The sequence below is a fragment of the Camelimonas abortus genome (assembly GCF_042432745.1).
In the GTDB taxonomy this organism is placed as follows: domain Bacteria; phylum Pseudomonadota; class Alphaproteobacteria; order Rhizobiales; family Beijerinckiaceae; genus Camelimonas; species Camelimonas abortus.
Map to the genome: position 1 here is coordinate 2,526,630 of NZ_JBHLWR010000006.1, position 18,856 is coordinate 2,545,485.

Below are 18,856 nucleotides of genomic sequence, written 5' to 3' on the forward strand. Positions count from 1 at the left end.
TGGTGGGCGGCGGGGCCCGGCGGCGCGGCGGGGGCCGCCTGCGGGCGGAGGCCGGGCGTCAGGGTAAGGAAGCGGGAGCGGCTGGCGGCGCGCGCCCGCAGCCTTCCGGCGGCGCCGTCACTTCTTCAGCCAGGGCGGCGGGATCATTTCGCCCGTGGCGAGCGCCTTCGGCCACACGATCACGCGTTCGCCGCCGTCGCGCCACTGGGCGAACAGAATGTTGATGAAGCCGGGCCCCGCCTTCACGTCGTGGTTTTCGTCAAATTCGATCTTGCCGGCCACGCCGATGTAACTGGTTTTCTCCAGCTCCGGGATGACCTTCTCCGGATCGGTGCTGTTGGCCCGGCGCACCGCGTCAGCGTAGATGTGCACGGCGTCATAGGCGCCGACGCCCGTGTAAACCGGGGCGGAGCCCGCCCGCTTCACGAACTCGTCCCAGAAAGGGATGGTCTTCGGCGTGATTTCGGCGCGCACGGCGAAATTCGCCGCGGTCTCCGTCAGCGCCTTGCCGCTCACCCGGTTGAAAAAGTCCTGGTCCTGGCCCTTCACGTCGATGCCGCCGATGGGGAAGGGGGCCTGCGAATCGTACCACTGCTTCACGAAAATGTCGGAAGAGGCGTGCGACAGGATGATGACCAGATATTCCGCGCCGGCGTCTTTCACCTTGGACAGCAGCGGCGAGAAGTCGGAGGTGGAGGTGTCGAAAAACTCCGCCAGGACCACGTCCGTTCCGGCGTCGGTGGCGCCCTTCTTCAGGATCGGCACCAGATCCTGCACCCATTTGGCGTTCTCGCCGACGATGGCGATTTTCTTGAGCCCCATCTCGCCTTTCAGCTTGCCGCTGATGAAGTCCACCAGACCGCGCGCCTGATGGGCGGCGTTAATCGGAAAGGCGCGGAAAATGTATTTGTTGGCGTCGTAGTTGCGCCGAACCTGGGCGGTGATGGCCGGGGAGGCGGCGCCGACGCCGATGTAGATGGTTTTGGCGCGGGTGATGTGCGGCAGCTGCGCAAGCGTGACGCCGCTGGTGTAGCCGCCGACCAGCACGTCCGCCTTCTCGTCGGCGGTGAGCTTCTTGATGGCGGCGATGCCCTGCTCGGGGTTCTCGGTCTCGTCCGCCACCACCATTTCGAGCTTGCGTCCGAGCAGGCCGCCCTGGGCGTTGATCTCGTCAATCGCCATCTGCACGGCGGTCTGGGTGTCGCGGCCGACCTGAAGCTGGATGGCGGTGGGAACGCCTATCCTGATCGGCCGGCTTTCCTGCGCTGTCGCGACGGTTGGCCATGCGCCCGTCGCCAGCATTCCTGCCGCAATGGTGGAGACAACGGCCCGGCGGGTGACAAACCTCATGATGCGTCCTCCCCATAATCAGGACTGCGTCTGGTTTTTTGTTATATGTTATACCCGAAACATTCCTCCTGGCGGCTGAAGCTGTCAAGCTGGCGCGCGCCAGGCGGCGCAGCGTCAGGCGCATGCCGCCACGCGGCGGACGCGGCAGGACGTTCGCCTGAGGAGGGTGGGGGCGGGTCCGGGGAGGCGGCGCGGAAAGGGCGCCGGCTCAGGCGGGCGGCAGGCGCGCCACGCCGCCCCTGCGAAACGGCGGTGGCGTTTCCGCCCAGGGGATGATCCCGTCAGGGGTGCGCGCATAGGTCAGCGCCGCCGCGACGATGGCGTCAAGATCATCCAGCGACAGGCCGGCGGCGAGCACGGCCCACTTGCCGGGGGCCTGCAGGGCGACGGCGCACGGCCGGCGGCATATGGCGAAGCAGTGCACGGGCTCCACCGGCACGCCGCCGCCGGCGAGCCGCTCTTCCAGCGCCGCCGCCAGCGCCCGGCCGGGCTCCACATATCCGCGCGGCGTTCTGGCGGGCTGCCGGCAGGTCACGCACACGCGCAGCACGGCGCGGCGCCCCGGTTCGGACCGTGATGTCTCGCTCATGCTCCCCGTTTGCGCCAGTCTCCGCCGGCGCGCAAGCCGCGTCATCCGCCGGGGCGCTTGAGGGCGCGGCGGCCTCCCCTATCATCGGCGCGGGATCCGCGCGAGCGTGACCGCGTGCAGAGCCAGCGGCGGCCAGCGCGCCCGGCGGTCGCATAACAATGACAGGGATGAGGAAATGCCCCATTACGGAGACTTCCAGAACGAGATCTATTTCGGCGGCCTGCAAGGGCACGTCCCGAAATTTCCCATGTGCTACGCCGATCTGGAGGCGCGGGCCGAAAAGGCCATGCCGCCCGGCGTGCTCTCCTATGTCGCCGGCGGCTGCGGCGACGAGCGCACCCAGCGCCTGAACGCCGAAGCCTTCAACCACTGGGGCGTCATCCCGCGCATGTTCGTCGGCGCGGCGAAGCGCGACCTGTCGGTGGAGCTGTTCGGCATGAAGCTGCCGTCGCCGCTGTTCCTGTCGCCGGTGGGCGTCATCGGCATCTGCGGCCAGGACGGCCATGGCGACATCGCCACGGCGAGGGCTGCGGCGCAGGCGGGCGTGCCCATGGTGGCCTCCACCCTGATGCAGGATCCCATGGAGCGCGTGGCCCGGGAGTTCGGCGAAACGCCCAATTTCTTCCAGCTCTACACGCCAACCGATCGCGATCTCGCCGCAAGCCTTGTCTCCCGCGCCGAGGCGGCGGGTTTCAGGGGCATCGTGGTCACCCTCGACACCTGGATCACCGGCTGGCGCCCGCGCGATCTCACCACCTCCAATTTCCCGCAGCTGCGCGGCGCCTGTCTCGCCAACTATTTCTCCGACCCGGTGTTCCTGAAGCTGCTGGGCAAGCCGGTGGAGGAGGATCCGCGCGCCGCCGTCGCCCTGTTCGGGCGGCTGTTCGGCAATCCGCTCACCTGGGATGACCTGCCCTGGCTGCGCTCGCTGACGAAGCTGCCGCTGATCTTCAAGGGCATCTGCCATCCCGACGACGCCCGCCGCGCCATCGACGGCGGCGCCGACGGCATCTACTGCTCCAACCACGGCGGCCGCCAGGCCAACGGCGGCGTCGCCGCCATCGACATGTTGCCGGCGGTGGTGAAGGCGGCCGGCTCCACGCCGGTGCTGTTTGATTCGGGCGTGCGCAGCGGCACGGACATCGTCAAGGCGCTGGCGCTGGGCGCCGCGGCGGTGGGCATCGGCCGGCCCTACGCCTATGGCCTGGCGATTGGCGGGGTCGAGGGCGTGGTCCACGTCATCCGCTGCATGCTGGCGGAGGCGGACCTGCTGATGGCGGTGAACGGCTTCCCCACCATCGCCGATCTGCGCGGCGCGGCCATTCCCGCGGTTCCGCCGGGGGTCCGCTGACGTTCGCCGGCCTTGCGGCGGCGCGGCGTTCCGGGGGGGCGCCCGGCGACGGGCGCTCCTCTGGCCTGATGTCCCCGCGTCAGCCGTCCGCTTCTGCCGGGGAGGGCGCGGTCAGAATGGCGACGCAGGCCATCACCACGTCCTCCAGGGCCAGCGGATCGCGCCACATGTGCTCCGGCGGCGGCGCGCCGGCCAGCGCGCCCTCGCGCAGCGACAGCATCGCCCCCAGCGAGGCCTCGATGAACACCAGACGCCGGTTGCGCAGCCTGTCGTCCATGCCGGGGGTCAGCCGGCGCAGCAGGTCGAGGCAGCGCAGGTAGCCGCTGTTCAGGTCGCCGGCGAGCGAGGCCATGAACAGCCGCCGGTGCGTCAGCGACAGCAGGGTGATGAAGCGCATGTAGCTGCCCTGCCTGCCGGAAGGGCCGCCGGCGGGGGCGAAGGAGGGCAGCACCAGGGCCCGCATGGCCTGGCGCAGGGTCGGCGGCTGCGGTCCCCGCTCCAGTTCGTCCAGCATGCGGTTGCGCGCGTCATTGATGGCGCGCGCGCCGTCGGCGACGATCTCCCTGACCAGGTTTTCCTTGGAGCCGAAATAATAGGTCAGCGCCCCGTGGTTCTTCTGGCCCGAGGCCGCCACGATCTCCCGCACCGTCACCCCGTCGACGCCGCGCAGGGCGAACAGCTCGCACGCCGCCCGCTTGATGGTGTCGCGCGCGCTTTGCGCCGCGTCTTCCTGCCGCCCGTCCACCTTGACGCCGCCCCCTGCCAGAGTTTAGGTCATCTGGATAAACCATTTGGCGCGGGATGTCCCCTCCATCGAAAGGCTAACATGCGAGGCGGGGCCTGCGCCTGCGAGAACGGACAGGGAGAGAGGCCGTGGGCGGGTTTGATTTTTCCGGGCGCAACGTTCTGGTCGCCGGCGGCTCCAGCGGCATCGGCAACGGCATCGCGCAGCAGTTTCGCGCCCATGGCGCCAATGTGCACGTGTGGGGCACCCGCGCCAGCGTCGCGGACTATTCGGCGGAGGAAGGCTCTGACCTGACCGGCCTCGGCTACACCCGGGTCGACGTGGCGAACCCTGATGAGGTGAACGCCGCGCCCGTGCCGTTCCCCACCCTCGACGTGGTGGTGCTGTGCCAGGGCACGGTGATCTACAGGCGCGGCGAGTTTGAGCGCGAGGGCTGGGACCGGGTGATGGCCGTCAACATCGACAGCGTCATGGATTGCGCCCGCAGGTTCCGCCCCGCCCTGGCGGCGTCGAAGGGCAGCCTGATCATCGTCAGCTCCATTTCCGGCCAGCGCGCCAACATCGGCAACCCGGCCTACGCCGCCTCCAAGGCCGCCGCCATCAGCCTCACCAGGACGCTGGGCGCCGCCTGGGCGGGCGAGGGCATCCGGGTCAACGGCATCGCGCCGGGCCTGGTGGACACCAAGCTCACCCATGTCACCACCCGCAATCCGAAGCGGCTTGAGGCGTCGCTGGCGAGGATCCCGGTGGGCCGCATGGGCACGCCCGAAGACATGGCCGGCGCGGCGCTGTTCCTCGCCTCGCCTTACGCCGCTTACGTCTGCGGCCAGACCCTGGTTGTCGACGGCGGCCTGACGCTCTACTGAGCCGGCAAAGCCGGCATTGAGGCCGGCGGCGCGCCGCTTCCGCGGGGGGGGCGGGCGCGCGCCGGCCGTTAACGGAAAGGTCCGGTCGTCGTCGCGGGACGTCGCCGGAAAGCAACGGGAGGGCAGCGGTGGAACACGGCGTTGATCTGGCGGCTCTGGCGCGGTGGATGGACTCGAAGGGACTGGGCTCGGGTCCGCTGGAGGACGTGAAAAGCCTCGCGGGCGGCACGCAGAACATTCTGCTGCGCTTTAACCGCGATGGCCGGGGCTATGTGTTGCGGCGCCCGCCGCTGCATCTGCGCGGCAATTCCAACAAGACCATGCAGCGCGAGGCGCGCATGCTCGCCGCCCTGGCCGACACCGACGTGCCGCATCCGCGCTTCATCGCCTCCTGTGAGGACGACAGCGTTCTGGGCGCCTTCTTCTATCTGATGGAGCCCATCGAGGGCTTCAACGCCACCCAGGGGCTGCCGCCCTGCCACGCGGGGTCCGAGGCGGCGCGCCATCGCATGGGGCTCTCCATGGTCGAGGCGGTGGCGAAGCTGGGCGCCGTGGACTACGTGGCCCTGGGCCTCTCGGATTTCGGCAAGGTCGACAATTACCTGGAGCGCCAGGTGGACCGCTGGCGTTCGCAGCTGGAGAGCTATCACGAGCACCAGGGCTGGCCGGGGCCAGACGGCCTGCCGGGCGTGGAGCGCGTCGCCGGCTGGCTGGCCGGCAACATTCCGCCGGTGTTCCGGCCGGGCATCATCCACGGCGACTATCATCTCGCCAACGTGATGTTCCGCCACGACAGCCCGGAGCTTGCCGCCATCATCGACTGGGAGCTGACCACCATCGGCGACCCGCTGCTCGATCTGGGCTGGCTGATGGCCACCTGGTCCGAAACCGACACGCCCCGCCCGGAGGACGTGGCGGTGCGGCCGTGGAAGGGTTTTCCCACCATACCGGAGCTGGTGGAGCACTACGGCCGGCACAGCGACCGCGACCTCACCCACATCAGGTGGTACGGCGTGCTCGCCTGCTACAAGCTCGGCATCATCATCGAGGGCACGCACGCGCGCGCCTGCGCCGGCAAGGCGCCCAGGGCCACCGGCGACAAGCTGCACGCCCATGCGGTGAGCCTGTTCGAGCGCGCCCTGCGCTGGATCGGCTGAACCGGGCCATGCCAGCCTGATCCGGCGGGGAGGCGCGCCACTGCGGCGCTTCCCCGCCGGCGACCGGCGATGGGCGCCGGCCTGCGGCCGGGAAAGCCGCCTGCCGTCAGGCCGCGAATTCCGCCCGCAGCGCCGCGCCGTGTTCGTTCACCTCCGGCACGCGCGCGCCGGTGGGGGCCACGCCGTCGTGCAGCGCGCCCGGGCCGAGCAGGGTGACGGCGCCGCGCGGCGTCTCCACCGCGACGAACCGCGCCTGGGCGTGGGCGGCCAGGTCGTCAAGCCCGTTGATGCGGCCCCAGGCGATGCGGGCCGCCTCCAGCCGCTCCGCGATCTCCTCCCGCGAATGGCGGGTGAAGACGGCGCGAATCTCCGCGTCCAGCGCCGGCCGGTTGGCGACGCGGGCGGTGTTGTCGACGAAGCGGGGGTCATCGGCGAGACCGGGGCGCTGCAGCACCTCCTCGCACAGCCTGCGCCATTCGCGTTCGTTCTGGATGGAGATGAGGATATCCCGCCCGCCGGCGCAGGGATAGGCGCCGTAGGGCGCGATGGTCGGGTGATTGAGGCCGACGCGCTTCACCTCGACGCCGCCCATGACGTGCTGCAGGTAGGGCACGTTCATCCAGTCGGCGAGGGCGTGGAACAGGGAGACGGCGATATGGCGCCCCCGGCCGGTGCGCGCCCGCCCGACCAGCGCCTGCAGGATCGCCTGGTGGGCGGTCATGCCGGCGGCGATGTCGCAGACCGAGACGCCGACCCGCCCGGCGCCCGCGGGCGTTCCGGTGATGCCGGCGAGGCCGGTTTCGCCCTGCACGAGCAGGTCGTAGGCCTTGAGGTCTTTCAGCGGCCCTTCCTCGCCATAGCCGGAGATGGAGCAGGTGATGAGCTTCGGATTGGCGGCGCGCAGCTCCGTCATGTCGAGGCCGAGCTTCGCCAGCACGCCGGGGGCGGCGTTCTGGATGAACACGTCGGCTTGCAGCGCCATGCGGCGGATGAGGGCGACGTCCTGCGGATCGCGCAGGTCCACGGCGATGGATTCCTTGCCGCGGTTCAGCCAGACGAAATAGCTGCTCTGGCCGAGAACGTGGCGGTCATAGCGGCGGGCGAAATCGCCTTCCTGGCGCTCGACCTTGATCACCCGCGCGCCCGCGTCGGCAAGGCGGCATGAGGCGTAAGGCGCCGCCACCGCCTGCTCCACCGATACCACCAGAATGCCCTCCAGATCCCGCTGGGCGGCTGCTGAATCCATGATGCCTGTCTCCGTACCCCTTGGGGACGCCGCGACGGCGCGGCGAAACCGGGCTGGTTACGCCCGCAAACCGGCGCCATGCCGGGCGCAAACGCCCGCTATTCGCAAATATTGCCCCCGGTTATGCACAAAGCAGCGCGATTGTCACAATCCGGCGCCCGGACTATGTTTAGGACAGTGCCCGGATACAGGCGCATGCCGCTGGGCGCGGCGTCTTGCGCCTGGGCGTGACAAGAGGCGCGACTCCATGAGTGACTTCAGGCGCAATGACCAGCTTCGGGCCGCTGGCAATCCGCTGATCATGCGCTTTGCGCCGCTGCTGTCCGCAGCGATGCTGTACCCGGCGCGGCGCGCAGGAAATGGGGCCCTGAAGCTGATTCCCGGTCACGTCCCCCTTCCAGACACCGTCGCGGATCTCGGCGGCATCGCTCCGGTGCTCGGCCGCATGGGCGCGATGGAGGTTCGCCTGGCGACGACGCGCCGGGAGATCAAGCAGGCGCAACGCCTGCGCTACCGGGTGTTTTTCGAGGAGATGTCGGCTGCGCCCAATCCCGCCGCCCGGCTGTCGCGCAGGGACATGGACGCCTTCGACGCCATCTGCGACCACCTGCTGGTGCTCGACCATTCCGGCCCCGCCGGCCCCCGGGTGGTGGGCACCTACCGCCTGTTGCGGCAGGAGGTGGCGGAGCGTCACGACGGCTTCTACACAGCGGGCGAGTTCGACATCGCGCCGCTGCTGGCCCGCCATCGCAGCCTGCGCTTCCTCGAGCTCGGCCGCTCCTGCGTGCTCAAGGAGCACCGGACCAAGCGCACGGTGGAGCTGTTGTGGCAAGGCATCTGGAACTATGTCCGCCACCACCGCATCGACGCCATGTTCGGCTGCGCCAGTTTCGACGGCGTCGATCCGGAGCGGCTCGCCCTGCCGCTGAGCTTCCTCCACCACTACGCCGCCCCGCCGGAAGACTGGCGGGTGAACGCCCTGCCGGGGCGCGGCGTCGCCATGAACCGCATGCCGAAAGAGCAGGTGGAGCCGCGCAGGGCGATGCACGCGCTGCCCCCCCTCATCAAGGGCTATCTGCGGCTGGGCGCCAGCTTCGGCCAGGAGGCGGTGGTGGACCGCCAGTTCGGCACCACGGACGTGCTGGTGTTGCTGCCGGTGTCGGCCATCAGCGAGCGTTACATCAACCACTTCAGCCCGCCGGAGGAGGCGCGGGGCCAGCGTGAAGCCTGAGGGCCGCGTCCGCGCTCCGTGCGGACGTCGCGGCGCCGCTCAGCGGCCCTCGCCGGCGGCGGCGAGCGCCGCCAGCCCTTCGCGATAGGTCGGGTACAGCAACGCCACGCCCAGCTCCTCGCGCAGGCGACGGTTGGAGACGCGCTTGTTCTGGCTCCAGAAGCTGCGGGCCATCGGCGACATGACGGCCTGCGCGAATGGGATCTCCGGCGGGGGCGCGACGCCAAGCAGCGCCGCGGCGTACGCCACCGGCAGCCACGGGCCGCAGGGCGCGTCGTCGGCCACGTTCCAGACGCGCTGCTCCGTCGCCGCGCGGCGGAAGGCTGCGGCGGTGGCCTGGGCGACGTCCTCCACATGGATGCGGTTGAAGACGTGGCCGTCGCGGATGATGCGCTGCGCCGCGCCGTCGCGCAGCTTCACCAGCTGGTTGCGGCTCGGGCCATAGATGCCGGCGAGGCGCAGGACATGCGCCGCCTTGCCGCTTTCCCGCCCCAGCGCCAGCCACGCCTGCTCGGCCGCGACGCGCCGGCGGGCGCGCGCGCTGTCCGGCCGCAGCTCCGCCGTTTCGTCCACCACCGCGCCGCCGTGGTCGCCGTACACGCCGACGGTGGAGTAGTAGACGATGGACCGCAGCCGCGGCGCAGTGGCGATGGCGGCGCGAAAGTGCAGCAGCGCCGGATCGCCCGCCGCCAGCGGCTGGGCCGAAACCAGCAGGTGTGTCGCGGACTGCAGCGCCGCCGTGACGGCGGCCAGCGCCTCCGCCGTCGGGGCCTCCGCGTCGAAGGCGACGGTCTCCACGCCGTCCGGCGCGGATCCGTCCGGCGCGCGCTTCGTCGCGACGATGCGGCGGTAGTCCGCGCCATGGCGCGCCACGAAAGCCGAGGCGCTGTAACCCAGTCCGATCACCAGCAGTTCCGCCATGTCCGCGTCTCCTCCCGCGCCGGCTGCGCGCCGGCCGTCACATGCCGTCCAGCGCCATGCGCCATTCGGCGAGCACGTCCGGATCGGTTTCCGCCGCGCGGCCGGTCGCGGCGCGGGCGGCGAGCGCGCTCCGGTCCAGCCGCGCCAGCGCCCACACCGCCGCGCCGCGCACCAGCGGCGCCGGATCGGCCAGCAGCGCCGCCGCCTGCGGCGCCAGGGCGCGGTCGCCGGAATTGCCGGCGGCGACCAGCACGTTGCGCAGGAAGCGCGCCCGCCCCGCGCGCTTCACCGGCGTGCCGGCGAAACGGGCCCGGAAGGCGGCGTCGTCCAGCGCCAGCAGCTCCGCCAGCGGCGGCGCCTCATGCAGCGGGTTGAGCGCCAGCTTCGCGTCGCGGCTGGCCCGAGCGAACTTGTTCCACGGGCACACGGCGAGACAGTCGTCGCAGCCGAAAATGCGGTTGCCCATGGCCGCGCGCAGGGCGTGCGGAATGGGGCCGGCGTGCTCGATGGTGAGATAGGCGATGCAGCGGCGCGCATCCAGCTGGAACGGCGCGGGAAAGGCGTCGGTGGGGCAGGCGTCGAGGCAGGCACGGCAGGAGCCGCAGCGCTGGCGCCCCGGCGCATCCGGCGGCAGGTCGGCGTCCGTGAGGATGACGCCCAGAAACAGCCAGGCGCCGAACGTCCGCGACAGCAGCGCCGTGTGCTTGCCCTGCCAGCCCAGCCCGGCCAGCTCCGCCAGCGGCTTCTCCATCAGCGGGGCGGTGTCGACGAACACCTTCACCTGCGCCCCGGCGCGGGAGGCGAGGAAGCCGGCCACCTGCTTGAGCCGGCCCTTGATGACGTCGTGATAGTCGCGGCGGCTGGCGTAAACAGAAATCACGCCCCGGTCGCGCGCCTGCAGCATCGCCAGCGGGTCGGAGTCGGGGGCGTAGTTGAGGCCGAGCACCAGGGCGGAACGCGCCCCGGGCCACATGCCGGTGGGGCTGGCGCGACGCTCCACGCCCTCGGCCATCCACGCCATGTCGCCGTGATATCCGGCCGCAAGCCACGCGCGCAGCCGTTCGCCGGTTTCCGGCAGGGCGGTCGCCGGGGCGACGCCGGCCACGTCGAACCCTTCCGCCAGCGCGCGGGCGATCACCGCCTGTTTCAGCGCCTCGCCGGCGAGCCGCGCGCCGCCGGCGGGGCGCGCCCTGTGGTCAGCCATGTCCGGGCCTCCATGCGGGTCCGGGGCCTGCCCCCGTCGTTCCGGTCAGGGCTCCAGCCGCGCGTATCCGGGGGCCGGCGCCATGCCGGGCACCAGATCCTGCAGCAGCGTGCGGAACGACGGCCGCGCCTTGATGCGGGCGTACCATGCGGCGGCCGCCTCATCCTCGCTCCACGGCACGTCGCCGAGATAGTCGACGCAGGAGAGGTGCGCCGCCGCGGCGAGGTCCGCGGTGGTCAGCCGCTCCCCGGCCAGGAACGGGCGGTTGCGCAGCAGGAAGCCGATGTAGCGCAGATGATAGCGCACGTTGTTGCGCGCCGCGCGCACCCCGTTCATGTCCGGCGGCCCGCCCCCCAGCTCGCTGGCCATGAAGCGCTTGTAGATCTTTTCGGTGCAGAGGTAGGAGGTGACCTCGTCGAAGAACTTCTCGTTGAACCAGCAGGTCAGTCGCCGCGTCTCCGCCCGGGCGGCGAGACCGGCCGGCATCAGCCGCTGCTCCGGACGCCGCTCGCCGAGAAGTTCGTCGAGATATTCGCTGATGACCTGGGCGCCGGCGAGCGTCAGCCTTGCGTCTCCGGCCGCTTCGCCGTCCGGATGCAGCGGGCCGCTGACCTCCAGCACCGGCGTTTCGCCGGCCGGATTCAGGATGAGGAACGACTGCCTGCGCTCCCAGGGCCGCACCTCGCGCAGCGTCGGCTCGTAGCCGTATTCGCCGAGAAGAAGGCGGACATAGCGGGAGTGCGGGCAGAAGGCGTGATGGTGCAGGATGGCCATCAGGGGGCTTTCACCGGCCGTCTTGCGACGGACGGACCTGGATGTGACGGGGAGGGCCTTCCGTATACCCACGGCGCCGGATCAGGACAATAACCGGAGCCCGGAAGGCCCGTCCCGGCGGCGCGCCGCGGCGGAAAGCCGTTAACAGTCCATTTATCGCTGCGGGCTTACCTGCCCTGATGCTGACAGGTTCGCCCGTCATGGGGCGCGGCGCGCCGGCCCCGCTTCGGGCGGCGGTGCGGCGACGCGCCTGAAGGATATCGCTGCGGAATGTGGCGACCATCCGGCGCCCTGCGAGTGGAGCGACAGCAAATGGACATGCTTGAGGCGCTGAAGGCCGCCGTGCTCGGCCTGGTCGAGGGGCTGACCGAATTTCTGCCTGTATCTTCGACCGGCCACATGCTGCTGCTCGGGCATTTTCTCGGCTTTGAATCGCCCGGCCACGCCTTCGAGGTGCTGGTGCAGCTCGGCGCGATCCTGGCGATCGTGTCAGTCTACTTCGGCCGCATCGTCTATCTGCTGCGCACGCTGGGCTCGCGGCCGGAGACGAGGCGTTTCGTCGCCGGCGTGCTCATCGGCTTCCTGCCCGCGGCGGTGATCGGCGCGCTGCTGCACGGCTTCATCAAGGGCGTGCTGTTCAACCCGTGGGTGGTGTGCGTGTCGCTGATCCTCGGCGGTTTCGTGCTGCTGGCGGTGGACAGCGTGAAGCTCCAGGTCCGCCATGACGACGCCGAGGCCTTTCCGCTGAAAATGTATCTGGCCATCGGCGTCGCGCAGTGCCTCGCCATGATCCCGGGCGTGTCGCGCTCGGGCGCCACCATCGTCAGCGCCATGCTGCTGGGGGCGAGCAAGCGGGCGGCGGCGGAGTTCTCCTTCTGGCTGGCCATGCCGACCATGGCCGGCGCCTTCGCATGGGACCTCGCCAGGAACTACAGGAACCTCACCTTTCATGACGGCGGGCTGATCGCCATCGGCTTCGTCCTGGCTTTCGCCTCAGGCCTGTTCGTGGTGCGCAGCCTGCTGGACTACGTGTCGCGCCACGGCTTCGCGCTGTTCGCCTACTGGCGCCTTGTGGTCGGCGCCGCCGGCCTCGCCGCGCTGATCGTGTTCGGCTGAGGCCCCGGGATGCGGGCTCAGGCGTCGAAGGGAATCTCCGCCTTCGGCGCATTGGGCGCCGGGGTCTTGGGTTCGTAGCGGCACAGGTCGGCGATCAGGCAACGCCAGCATTCCGGCCTGCGCGCCTTGCAGACGTAACGTCCGTGCAGGATCAGCCAGTGGTGGGCGTGCAGCAGGTACTGCTCCGGCACCACTTTCAGCAGGCCCTGCTCCACCTCCAGCGGCGTCCTGCCGGGGGCCAGCGGCAGCCGGTTGGCGAGCCGGAACAGGTGGGTGTCCACGGCGATGGTCGGTTGCCGGAAGAAAATGTTCAGCACCACATTGGCCGTCTTGCGGCCGACGCCGGGCAGCGACTCCAGCGCCGCGCGGTCGGCCGGCACTTCGCCCCCGTAGCGGTCGGCCAGGATCTGCGACAGGGCGATGACGTTGCGCGCCTTGGCGCGGAACAGGCCGATGGTCTTGATGTATTCCCGCAGGCCTTCCTCGCCGAGCGCCAGCATTTTCTGCGGCGTGTCGGCCACGGCGAACAGCCGGCGCGTCGCCCGGTTCACGCCCGCGTCGGTCGCCTGGGCCGAAAGCACCACCGCCACCAGCAGCGTATAGGCGTTCACATACTCCAGCTCGCCCTGCGGCTCGGGATTGGCGGCTTGGAAGCGGGCGAATATCTCGGCCACCGCTTCCGGCGGCAGCGGTTGCGGCGCGGTCGCCTGCCGGCGCGCTCCGGACAGCCCCCCCCGGGACGTTTTCGCTTGCGGCGTTTTTTGCGCGCCAGGCGTCTTGCGGACAGATTTGCGGACAGTCATGAGGGCGTTATGGTGAAAGCCGTCATGACAGGCAATCAGCTTATGCTTATCCAGTCGCCCCCTCCGGCGGCTTCGCCCGGGGCGGGGCGCGCGACGCCGGTTGACGCCGGCGCGCAGGACGAAGCGCGCCCGCCCGCCGGGGCCGGCGGCGGTTCCGGCGATCTCCCGCCGCAGAACGCGCAGGCGCCGCACGCGGGCGCCGGCGCGCCGTTTCACGGCGAATTTCGCGCCCTCATCACGCCGCACCGCTCGCTTGGTCCGCGCGGTTTCCGCCTGTTCATGGCGCTCGTGCTGGTTTGCAGCGTGATCGGCAGCCTGCCGTTCGTGATGATCGGCGCCTGGCCGGTGGCGGGTTTCTTCGGTCTCGACCTGCTGGCGCTGTATGTGGCCTTCCGTCTCAGCTATGAGCGCGGCTTCGCGTTCGAGGAGGTCGTCGTCAACAACGTGAGCCTGGTGCTGCGCAAGGTTTCGCACCGGGGCGAGGAGACGTTGTGGCGCTTCAACCCGCTCTGGACGACGCTGCTGCGGGACAACAACGAGCATTTCGGCCTGATGGGACTTGCGCTGGCTTCGCGCGGCGAGGTGGTGCCGGTGGCCTCCGAACTCTCGCCGGAAGAGCGGGAGACGTTCGCAGCGGCGCTGTCAGCGGCGCTGTCGGCGGCGCGGCGGGGCGAACTTCCCGGCGCCGCGGCCTGACCCCGCTTCCGGGCCGCGCGCCCGGGGCAGGACGGGCGGCCTGCGACGCGCTGACGTCCCGGCGACAAATTGCATCTTCGCCCCTTGCAGGACGCGGCGCCGGCCGCCAAGTCAGCCCCGACGACAGACACGGTTCTCGCGTCACGACGGCGGCGCGCGCTGCTTTCGCCGCGCGGCGGAGCCCGTCGCGGCCCGGCTCCGCCGCTGCGCTCCGGCAGGGCGAGGGAGGCGGGCGCGGCGCGCTCCGGCCGGAGCTGTTCCGGCTTGCGGGCGTTGGCTTGCGGCGGCAGGGGCGCGCTCCTATATAGCCGGTCGGGCACGGGTTAACCGTCCGGTTTCCGGTCCATCATGCCGAAACGGATGAGGGGCCGGGCCATGGCCAGGTCGCTTCGGGGCCTGGCGGTCTGCTTGGAAAGTGAGGGATCAGTCATGGGTAAGGTCATCGGTATCGACCTCGGCACCACCAATTCCTGCGTCGCCGTCATGGACGGCTCGACGCCGAAAGTTATCGAGAACGCCGAAGGCGCGCGCACCACGCCGTCGATCGTCGCGTTCACTGACGATGGCGAACGCCTCGTCGGCCAGCCGGCCAAGCGCCAGGCGGTCACCAATCCGGAGCGGACGTTCTTCGCCATCAAGCGTCTCATCGGCCGGTCGTACGATGACCCGATGACCCAGAAGGACATCGGCCTCGTTCCTTACAAGATCGTCCGCGCCAGGAACGGAGACGCGTGGGTCCAGGCCGACGGCAAGGAATATTCGCCGTCGCAGATCTCCGCCTTCACCCTGCAGAAGATGAAGGAGACGGCCGAGGCGTTCCTTGGCCAGCCGGTCACCCAGGCGGTCATCACCGTTCCGGCTTACTTCAACGACGCCCAGCGCCAGGCCACCAAGGACGCCGGCAAGATCGCCGGTCTCGAGGTGCTGCGCATCATCAACGAGCCCACCGCGGCCGCGCTCGCCTATGGCCTCGACAAGCGCTCCTCCGGCGTCATCGCCGTGTATGACCTTGGCGGCGGCACCTTCGACGTCTCGATCCTCGAAATCGGCGACGGCGTGTTCGAGGTGAAGTCGACCAACGGCGACACCTTCCTCGGCGGCGAAGACTTCGACATGCGTCTCGTCGAGTACCTGGCCGACGAATTCCAGAAGGAGCAGGGCATTGACCTGCGCAAGGACAAGCTGGCGCTGCAGCGTCTGAAGGAGGCTGCGGAGAAGGCCAAGATCGAGCTGTCGTCCGCCTCGCAGACCGAGATCAACCTGCCCTACATCACCGCGGACGCGTCGGGTCCGAAGCACCTGACCATGAAGCTCTCGCGCGCCAAGTTCGAGAGCCTGGTCGACGACCTAGTCCAGCGCACCATCGAGCCGTGCCGCAAGGCCCTGAAGGACGCCGGTCTGACGGCGGCCCAGGTGGACGAGGTGGTGCTGGTCGGCGGCATGACCCGCATGCCCAAGGTCCAGGAGGTGGTGAAGCAGTTCTTCGGCAAGGAGCCGCACAAGGGCGTCAACCCGGACGAGGTGGTCGCCATCGGCGCCGCCATCCAGGCCGGCGTGCTGCAGGGCGACGTGAAGGACGTGCTGCTGCTTGACGTGACCCCGCTGTCGCTGGGCATTGAGACCCTAGGCGGCGTGTTCACCAGGCTGATCGAGCGCAACACCACGATCCCGACCAAGAAGAGCCAGGTGTTCTCGACCGCCGAGGACAACCAGACCGCGGTGACCATCCGCGTCTTCCAGGGCGAGCGCGAAATGGCGGCGGACAACAAGCTGCTCGGCCAGTTCGATCTGGTCGGCATCCCGCCGGCGCCGCGCGGCGTCCCGCAGATCGAGGTGACGTTCGACATCGACGCCAACGGCATCGTCAACGTCTCGGCCCGCGACAAGGCCACCGGCAAGGAGCAGGCCATCCGCATCCAGGCGTCGGGCGGCCTCTCCGAGGCTGACATCGAGCGCATGGTGAAGGAAGCCGAGGCGCACGCCGAGGAAGACCGGAAGCGTCGCGCCCTCGTCGAGGCGAAGAACCAGGCCGAGGCTCTGATCAACTCCACCGAGAAATCGGTGGCGGAGCACGGCGACAAGGTCCCGGCCGGCGACAGGGCGGCCATCGAGAGCGCCATCGCCGCCCTGAAGACGGCGCTGGAAGGCGAGGACCGCGAGGCCATCGAGGCGCGCACCAACGAGCTGATGCAGGCCTCGATGAAGCTCGGCCAGGCCATGTATGAGGCCCAGCAGGCCGCCGGCTCCGGCTCCGGTTCGGCGAAGAAGGACGATGACGTCATCGACGCCGACTTCCAGGAAGTCGATGACAACAAGAAGAGCGGCTGACGCCGCAGGCCGGGGCCGCGGTCACCGCGGCCCCGTTTTCTGACGGGCCGGCGGGCGGCGGCGCAGGGCGCGCCGTGTGGCCGGCCGGCGTCGTTTCATCCGCCATGGCCGTGATTCGCCCTTTTGGCGCGTGGGGCGCTCCGTCCCTGGCCAGGCGCGGCCGCCGCCGTTACGGCGGCGCCAGTTTTTCGGCATCAGCTCTGGAATTTGTCCGATGGCCAAGCGCTGCTACTACGAGGTCCTTGAGGTTGAGCGGACCGCGTCCGACAGCGAGCTGAAGTCCGCCTTCCGCAAGCTTGCGATGAAGTGGCACCCGGACCGCAACCCGGGCGACAGGGAGGCCGAAGCGCGCTTCAAGGAGATCGCCGAGGCCTACGACGTTCTCAAGGATCCGCAGAAGCGCGCCGCCTATGACCGTTATGGCCACGCCGCCTTCCAGCAGGGCGGGGGCGGCGGCGGGCCGACAGGCTTCGGGGCCGATTTCTCCGACTTCATGACGGACATCTTCGACAATTTCTTCGGAGATGGCCGCAGCCGGGGACGCCATGGCCGCAGTCGCGGCGCCGACCTGCGGTATGACCTTGAAATCACCCTCGAGGAGGCCTTCACCGGCAAGACCGCCTCGGTGCGCGTGCCCACCGCCGTGCGGTGCGAAACCTGCTCCGGCACGGGCGCGAAGCCGGGCACGCAGCCGCGCGTGTGCGGCATGTGCGGCGGCGCCGGACAGGTGCGTTCGGCCCAGGGCTTCTTCGCCATCCAGCGCACCTGCCCCACCTGCGGCGGTCGCGGGGAGATCATCGACCACCCCTGCGCCAGCTGTCATGGCGCCGGTCGCGTCACGAAGGAGCGCACGCTGTCGGTCAACATCCCCGCCGGCGTCGAGGACGGCACGCGCATCCGCCTCTCCGGCGAGGGCGAGCCTGGCGAAAACGGCGGGCCGCCGGGCGACCTGTACATTTTTCTCTCCATCAAGCCGCATCCGATCTTCCAGCGCGACGGCGCCGACCTGTTCTGCAGGGTTCCGGTGTCGATGACGCTGGCGGCGCTCGGCGGCGAGCTTGAGGCGCCCACCCTGGACGGCAAGCCGGCGAAAGTGACCATTCCGGAAGGCGCGCAGACCGGCCGCCAGCTGCGCCTCAAGGGGCGCGGCATGCCGGTGCTGCGCAGCCGCAACGTCGGCGACCTGTACATCCAGCTGGTGGTGGAGACCCCGCAAAACCTCACCAAACGCCAGCGCGAGCTGCTGCAGGAGTTCGAGCGCGAATCCTCCCGCGAAACCCATCCCGAGAGCGCCGGGTTCCTCTCCCGCGTCCGGGAGCTGTTCGGAGGGCTTGGCGGCTGAGCCGGCTGCGGCGGGCTGTCGCCAGGCCGTCAACGCCATGTTGCGCGTTGCGGACTTTGCGGCGACCCGGAACCGGTGTAACCAGATGTGGCGCTGATGCTGGAGCCGGGCGCGGCGAATGGCGCTCCGCCATCAGGAGCGGCGTCGCCGCCTCAGGGCGCCGGGTCAGGCGGGCGGTCGCAGCCGAAGCGGGGCCGGGCCGCGATACGGGTCTGGCGCCGGCGCCTGGCGCGCCAGGCGGCCAGAACGCCGGATGGAAGGACATCCATGCCAGCTGATGATTACGGACAGGTGTTGCGCGCCGCCGCCCTCCGCGGGCGTTCGTCCAGACTGTTTCAGGCCGGAGCCCGCTAGCCGTGTCCCGCCACCGTCTTTTTGGAAACGGTCCGGTCCGCATCGAGGATGAAGCCCGCTTTCTGCGCTCGTGGGTGGAGCGGCCGCTGGTGACGGGCGCCGTGACGCCCTCCGGCAAGATGCTGGCCCGCACCATGGCCAGCTATCTCGATCCCGACGCCGAGGGGCAGGTGGTTGAGCTCGGTCCGGGCACCGGCCCGGTGACCGAGGCGATCCTGCGCCGCGGCGTGCCCGAGGAGCGGCTGGTGCTGGTGGAGTACAACGAGGATTTCTGCCGCCTGCTCGCCCGGCGTTTTCCGCGCGCCACCATCCTCCAGGGCGACGCCTACAATTTCCCCGCCGTGGTCGCCGGAGCCCTGCAGGGGCCGGCGGCGGCCACCGTCTCCAGCCTGCCGCTGTTCACCCGTCCGTTGCCGGTGCGGCAGAAGCTGCTGCGCGACGCCTTCGCCGCCATGCGCCCGGGCGCGCCCTTCGTGCAGTTCACCTATTCGCCGGTGTCGCCGCTGCCGAAATCCGCCGAATACACCTCCGAGCCGTCAAACCGCGTGTGGTGGAACCTGCCGCCGGCGCGGGTGTGGGCCTATCGCCTGCGTCAGGGCGCGGAGCCGGCTTCCCCCCGGCGTCGCGCCGGCCTGTTCGGCAAGGGCGACCGCCGCGCGTCATGACGGCGCCCGCCGGCGCGCCGCGCGCCTTCCCCGCGGCCAGTCGGGGCGCCGCCGGCTCCCGGCGTTTTCCCGCGCGCCGTCCGCCAGGCCTTGAGCACGGCGCGCCGAACATGCGATG

Annotated in this window: 17 protein-coding genes; 9 read left to right on the forward strand and 8 right to left on the reverse strand. The window is 70.2% G+C overall.

Annotated elements, in window-relative coordinates:
* Positions 1 to 117: 117 nt before the first annotated feature.
* Both ACFFJB_RS13245 and ACFFJB_RS13250 read right to left on the reverse strand, forming a co-directional pair.
* Positions 118 to 1,350, reverse strand: a complete 1,233-nt coding sequence (locus tag ACFFJB_RS13245; RefSeq protein ID WP_376831949.1) for an ABC transporter substrate-binding protein — start codon at positions 1,348 to 1,350, stop codon at positions 118 to 120.
* Positions 1,351 to 1,558: 208 nt separating this feature from the next.
* A complete protein-coding gene (locus tag ACFFJB_RS13250; RefSeq protein WP_376831951.1) occupies positions 1,559 to 1,939 on the reverse strand; it encodes a DUF1636 family protein in 381 nt (126 codons plus the stop codon).
* A 175-nt stretch (positions 1,940 to 2,114) separates the two neighbouring features.
* Between ACFFJB_RS13250 and ACFFJB_RS13255 the strand changes: the two genes are divergently transcribed.
* On the forward strand, positions 2,115 to 3,290 hold the full coding sequence (locus tag ACFFJB_RS13255) for an alpha-hydroxy-acid oxidizing protein (protein ID WP_376831953.1): 1,176 nt from the start codon (positions 2,115 to 2,117) through the stop codon (positions 3,288 to 3,290).
* Positions 3,291 to 3,369: 79 nt separating this feature from the next.
* Here ACFFJB_RS13255 and ACFFJB_RS13260 read toward each other — a convergent pair whose 3' ends face one another.
* Positions 3,370 to 4,035: a TetR family transcriptional regulator gene (locus ACFFJB_RS13260; RefSeq protein WP_376831955.1), complete on the reverse strand. Its 666-nt coding sequence runs from the start codon at positions 4,033 to 4,035 to the stop codon at positions 3,370 to 3,372.
* A 128-nt stretch (positions 4,036 to 4,163) separates the two neighbouring features.
* Between ACFFJB_RS13260 and ACFFJB_RS13265 the strand changes: the two genes are divergently transcribed.
* Both ACFFJB_RS13265 and ACFFJB_RS13270 read left to right on the forward strand, forming a co-directional pair.
* Positions 4,164 to 4,901: an SDR family NAD(P)-dependent oxidoreductase gene (locus tag ACFFJB_RS13265; RefSeq protein ID WP_376831957.1), complete on the forward strand. Its 738-nt coding sequence runs from the start codon at positions 4,164 to 4,166 to the stop codon at positions 4,899 to 4,901.
* Between the two features lie 128 nt (positions 4,902 to 5,029).
* Entirely contained in the window at positions 5,030 to 6,058 is a 1,029-nt protein-coding gene (locus tag ACFFJB_RS13270; RefSeq protein WP_376831959.1) for a phosphotransferase family protein, read from the forward strand.
* 106 nt (positions 6,059 to 6,164) lie between these two features.
* Here ACFFJB_RS13270 and ACFFJB_RS13275 read toward each other — a convergent pair whose 3' ends face one another.
* On the reverse strand, positions 6,165 to 7,304 hold the full coding sequence (locus tag ACFFJB_RS13275; protein ID WP_376831961.1) for a CaiB/BaiF CoA transferase family protein: 1,140 nt from the start codon (positions 7,302 to 7,304) through the stop codon (positions 6,165 to 6,167).
* A gap of 247 nt (positions 7,305 to 7,551) precedes the next feature.
* On the opposite strand from ACFFJB_RS13275, the gene olsB reads away from it, so the two are divergent.
* The gene (olsB, locus tag ACFFJB_RS13280; protein WP_376831963.1) at positions 7,552 to 8,535 is read left to right on the forward strand and encodes a l-ornithine N(alpha)-acyltransferase; all 984 of its coding nucleotides are present in this window, start codon (positions 7,552 to 7,554) and stop codon (positions 8,533 to 8,535) included.
* 39 nt (positions 8,536 to 8,574) lie between these two features.
* Here olsB and ACFFJB_RS13285 read toward each other — a convergent pair whose 3' ends face one another.
* The 3 genes from ACFFJB_RS13285 to ACFFJB_RS13295 are packed head-to-tail and all read right to left on the reverse strand — an operon-like array spanning position 8,575 to position 11,434.
* Positions 8,575 to 9,456, reverse strand: a complete 882-nt coding sequence (locus ACFFJB_RS13285) for an NAD-dependent epimerase/dehydratase family protein (protein WP_376831965.1) — start codon at positions 9,454 to 9,456, stop codon at positions 8,575 to 8,577.
* A gap of 37 nt (positions 9,457 to 9,493) precedes the next feature.
* Positions 9,494 to 10,660: a tRNA epoxyqueuosine(34) reductase QueG gene (gene queG, locus ACFFJB_RS13290; RefSeq protein ID WP_376831967.1), complete on the reverse strand. Its 1,167-nt coding sequence runs from the start codon at positions 10,658 to 10,660 to the stop codon at positions 9,494 to 9,496.
* A 45-nt stretch (positions 10,661 to 10,705) separates the two neighbouring features.
* A complete protein-coding gene (locus tag ACFFJB_RS13295) occupies positions 10,706 to 11,434 on the reverse strand; it encodes a glutathione S-transferase family protein (protein WP_376831969.1) in 729 nt (242 codons plus the stop codon).
* A 312-nt stretch (positions 11,435 to 11,746) separates the two neighbouring features.
* On the opposite strand from ACFFJB_RS13295, the gene ACFFJB_RS13300 reads away from it, so the two are divergent.
* On the forward strand, positions 11,747 to 12,550 hold the full coding sequence (locus ACFFJB_RS13300; RefSeq protein WP_376831971.1) for an undecaprenyl-diphosphate phosphatase: 804 nt from the start codon (positions 11,747 to 11,749) through the stop codon (positions 12,548 to 12,550).
* A gap of 17 nt (positions 12,551 to 12,567) precedes the next feature.
* Here ACFFJB_RS13300 and nth read toward each other — a convergent pair whose 3' ends face one another.
* Positions 12,568 to 13,353 carry an endonuclease III gene (nth, locus tag ACFFJB_RS13305; RefSeq protein WP_376831973.1) on the reverse strand — a complete coding sequence of 262 codons (786 nt, stop codon included), beginning with the start codon at positions 13,351 to 13,353 and terminating at the stop codon, positions 12,568 to 12,570.
* Between the two features lie 24 nt (positions 13,354 to 13,377).
* Between nth and ACFFJB_RS13310 the strand changes: the two genes are divergently transcribed.
* The 4 genes from ACFFJB_RS13310 (at position 13,378) to ACFFJB_RS13325 (ending at position 18,738) form a co-directional block, all read left to right on the forward strand.
* On the forward strand, positions 13,378 to 14,049 hold the full coding sequence (locus ACFFJB_RS13310; RefSeq protein WP_376831975.1) for a DUF2244 domain-containing protein: 672 nt from the start codon (positions 13,378 to 13,380) through the stop codon (positions 14,047 to 14,049).
* A gap of 429 nt (positions 14,050 to 14,478) precedes the next feature.
* On the forward strand, positions 14,479 to 16,377 hold the full coding sequence (gene dnaK, locus ACFFJB_RS13315; RefSeq protein WP_376831977.1) for a molecular chaperone DnaK: 1,899 nt from the start codon (positions 14,479 to 14,481) through the stop codon (positions 16,375 to 16,377).
* A gap of 214 nt (positions 16,378 to 16,591) precedes the next feature.
* Positions 16,592 to 17,719: a molecular chaperone DnaJ gene (gene dnaJ, locus ACFFJB_RS13320; protein ID WP_376831979.1), complete on the forward strand. Its 1,128-nt coding sequence runs from the start codon at positions 16,592 to 16,594 to the stop codon at positions 17,717 to 17,719.
* 356 nt (positions 17,720 to 18,075) lie between these two features.
* On the forward strand, positions 18,076 to 18,738 hold the full coding sequence (locus ACFFJB_RS13325; RefSeq protein WP_376831981.1) for a class I SAM-dependent methyltransferase: 663 nt from the start codon (positions 18,076 to 18,078) through the stop codon (positions 18,736 to 18,738).
* Positions 18,739 to 18,856 lie beyond the last annotated feature (118 nt).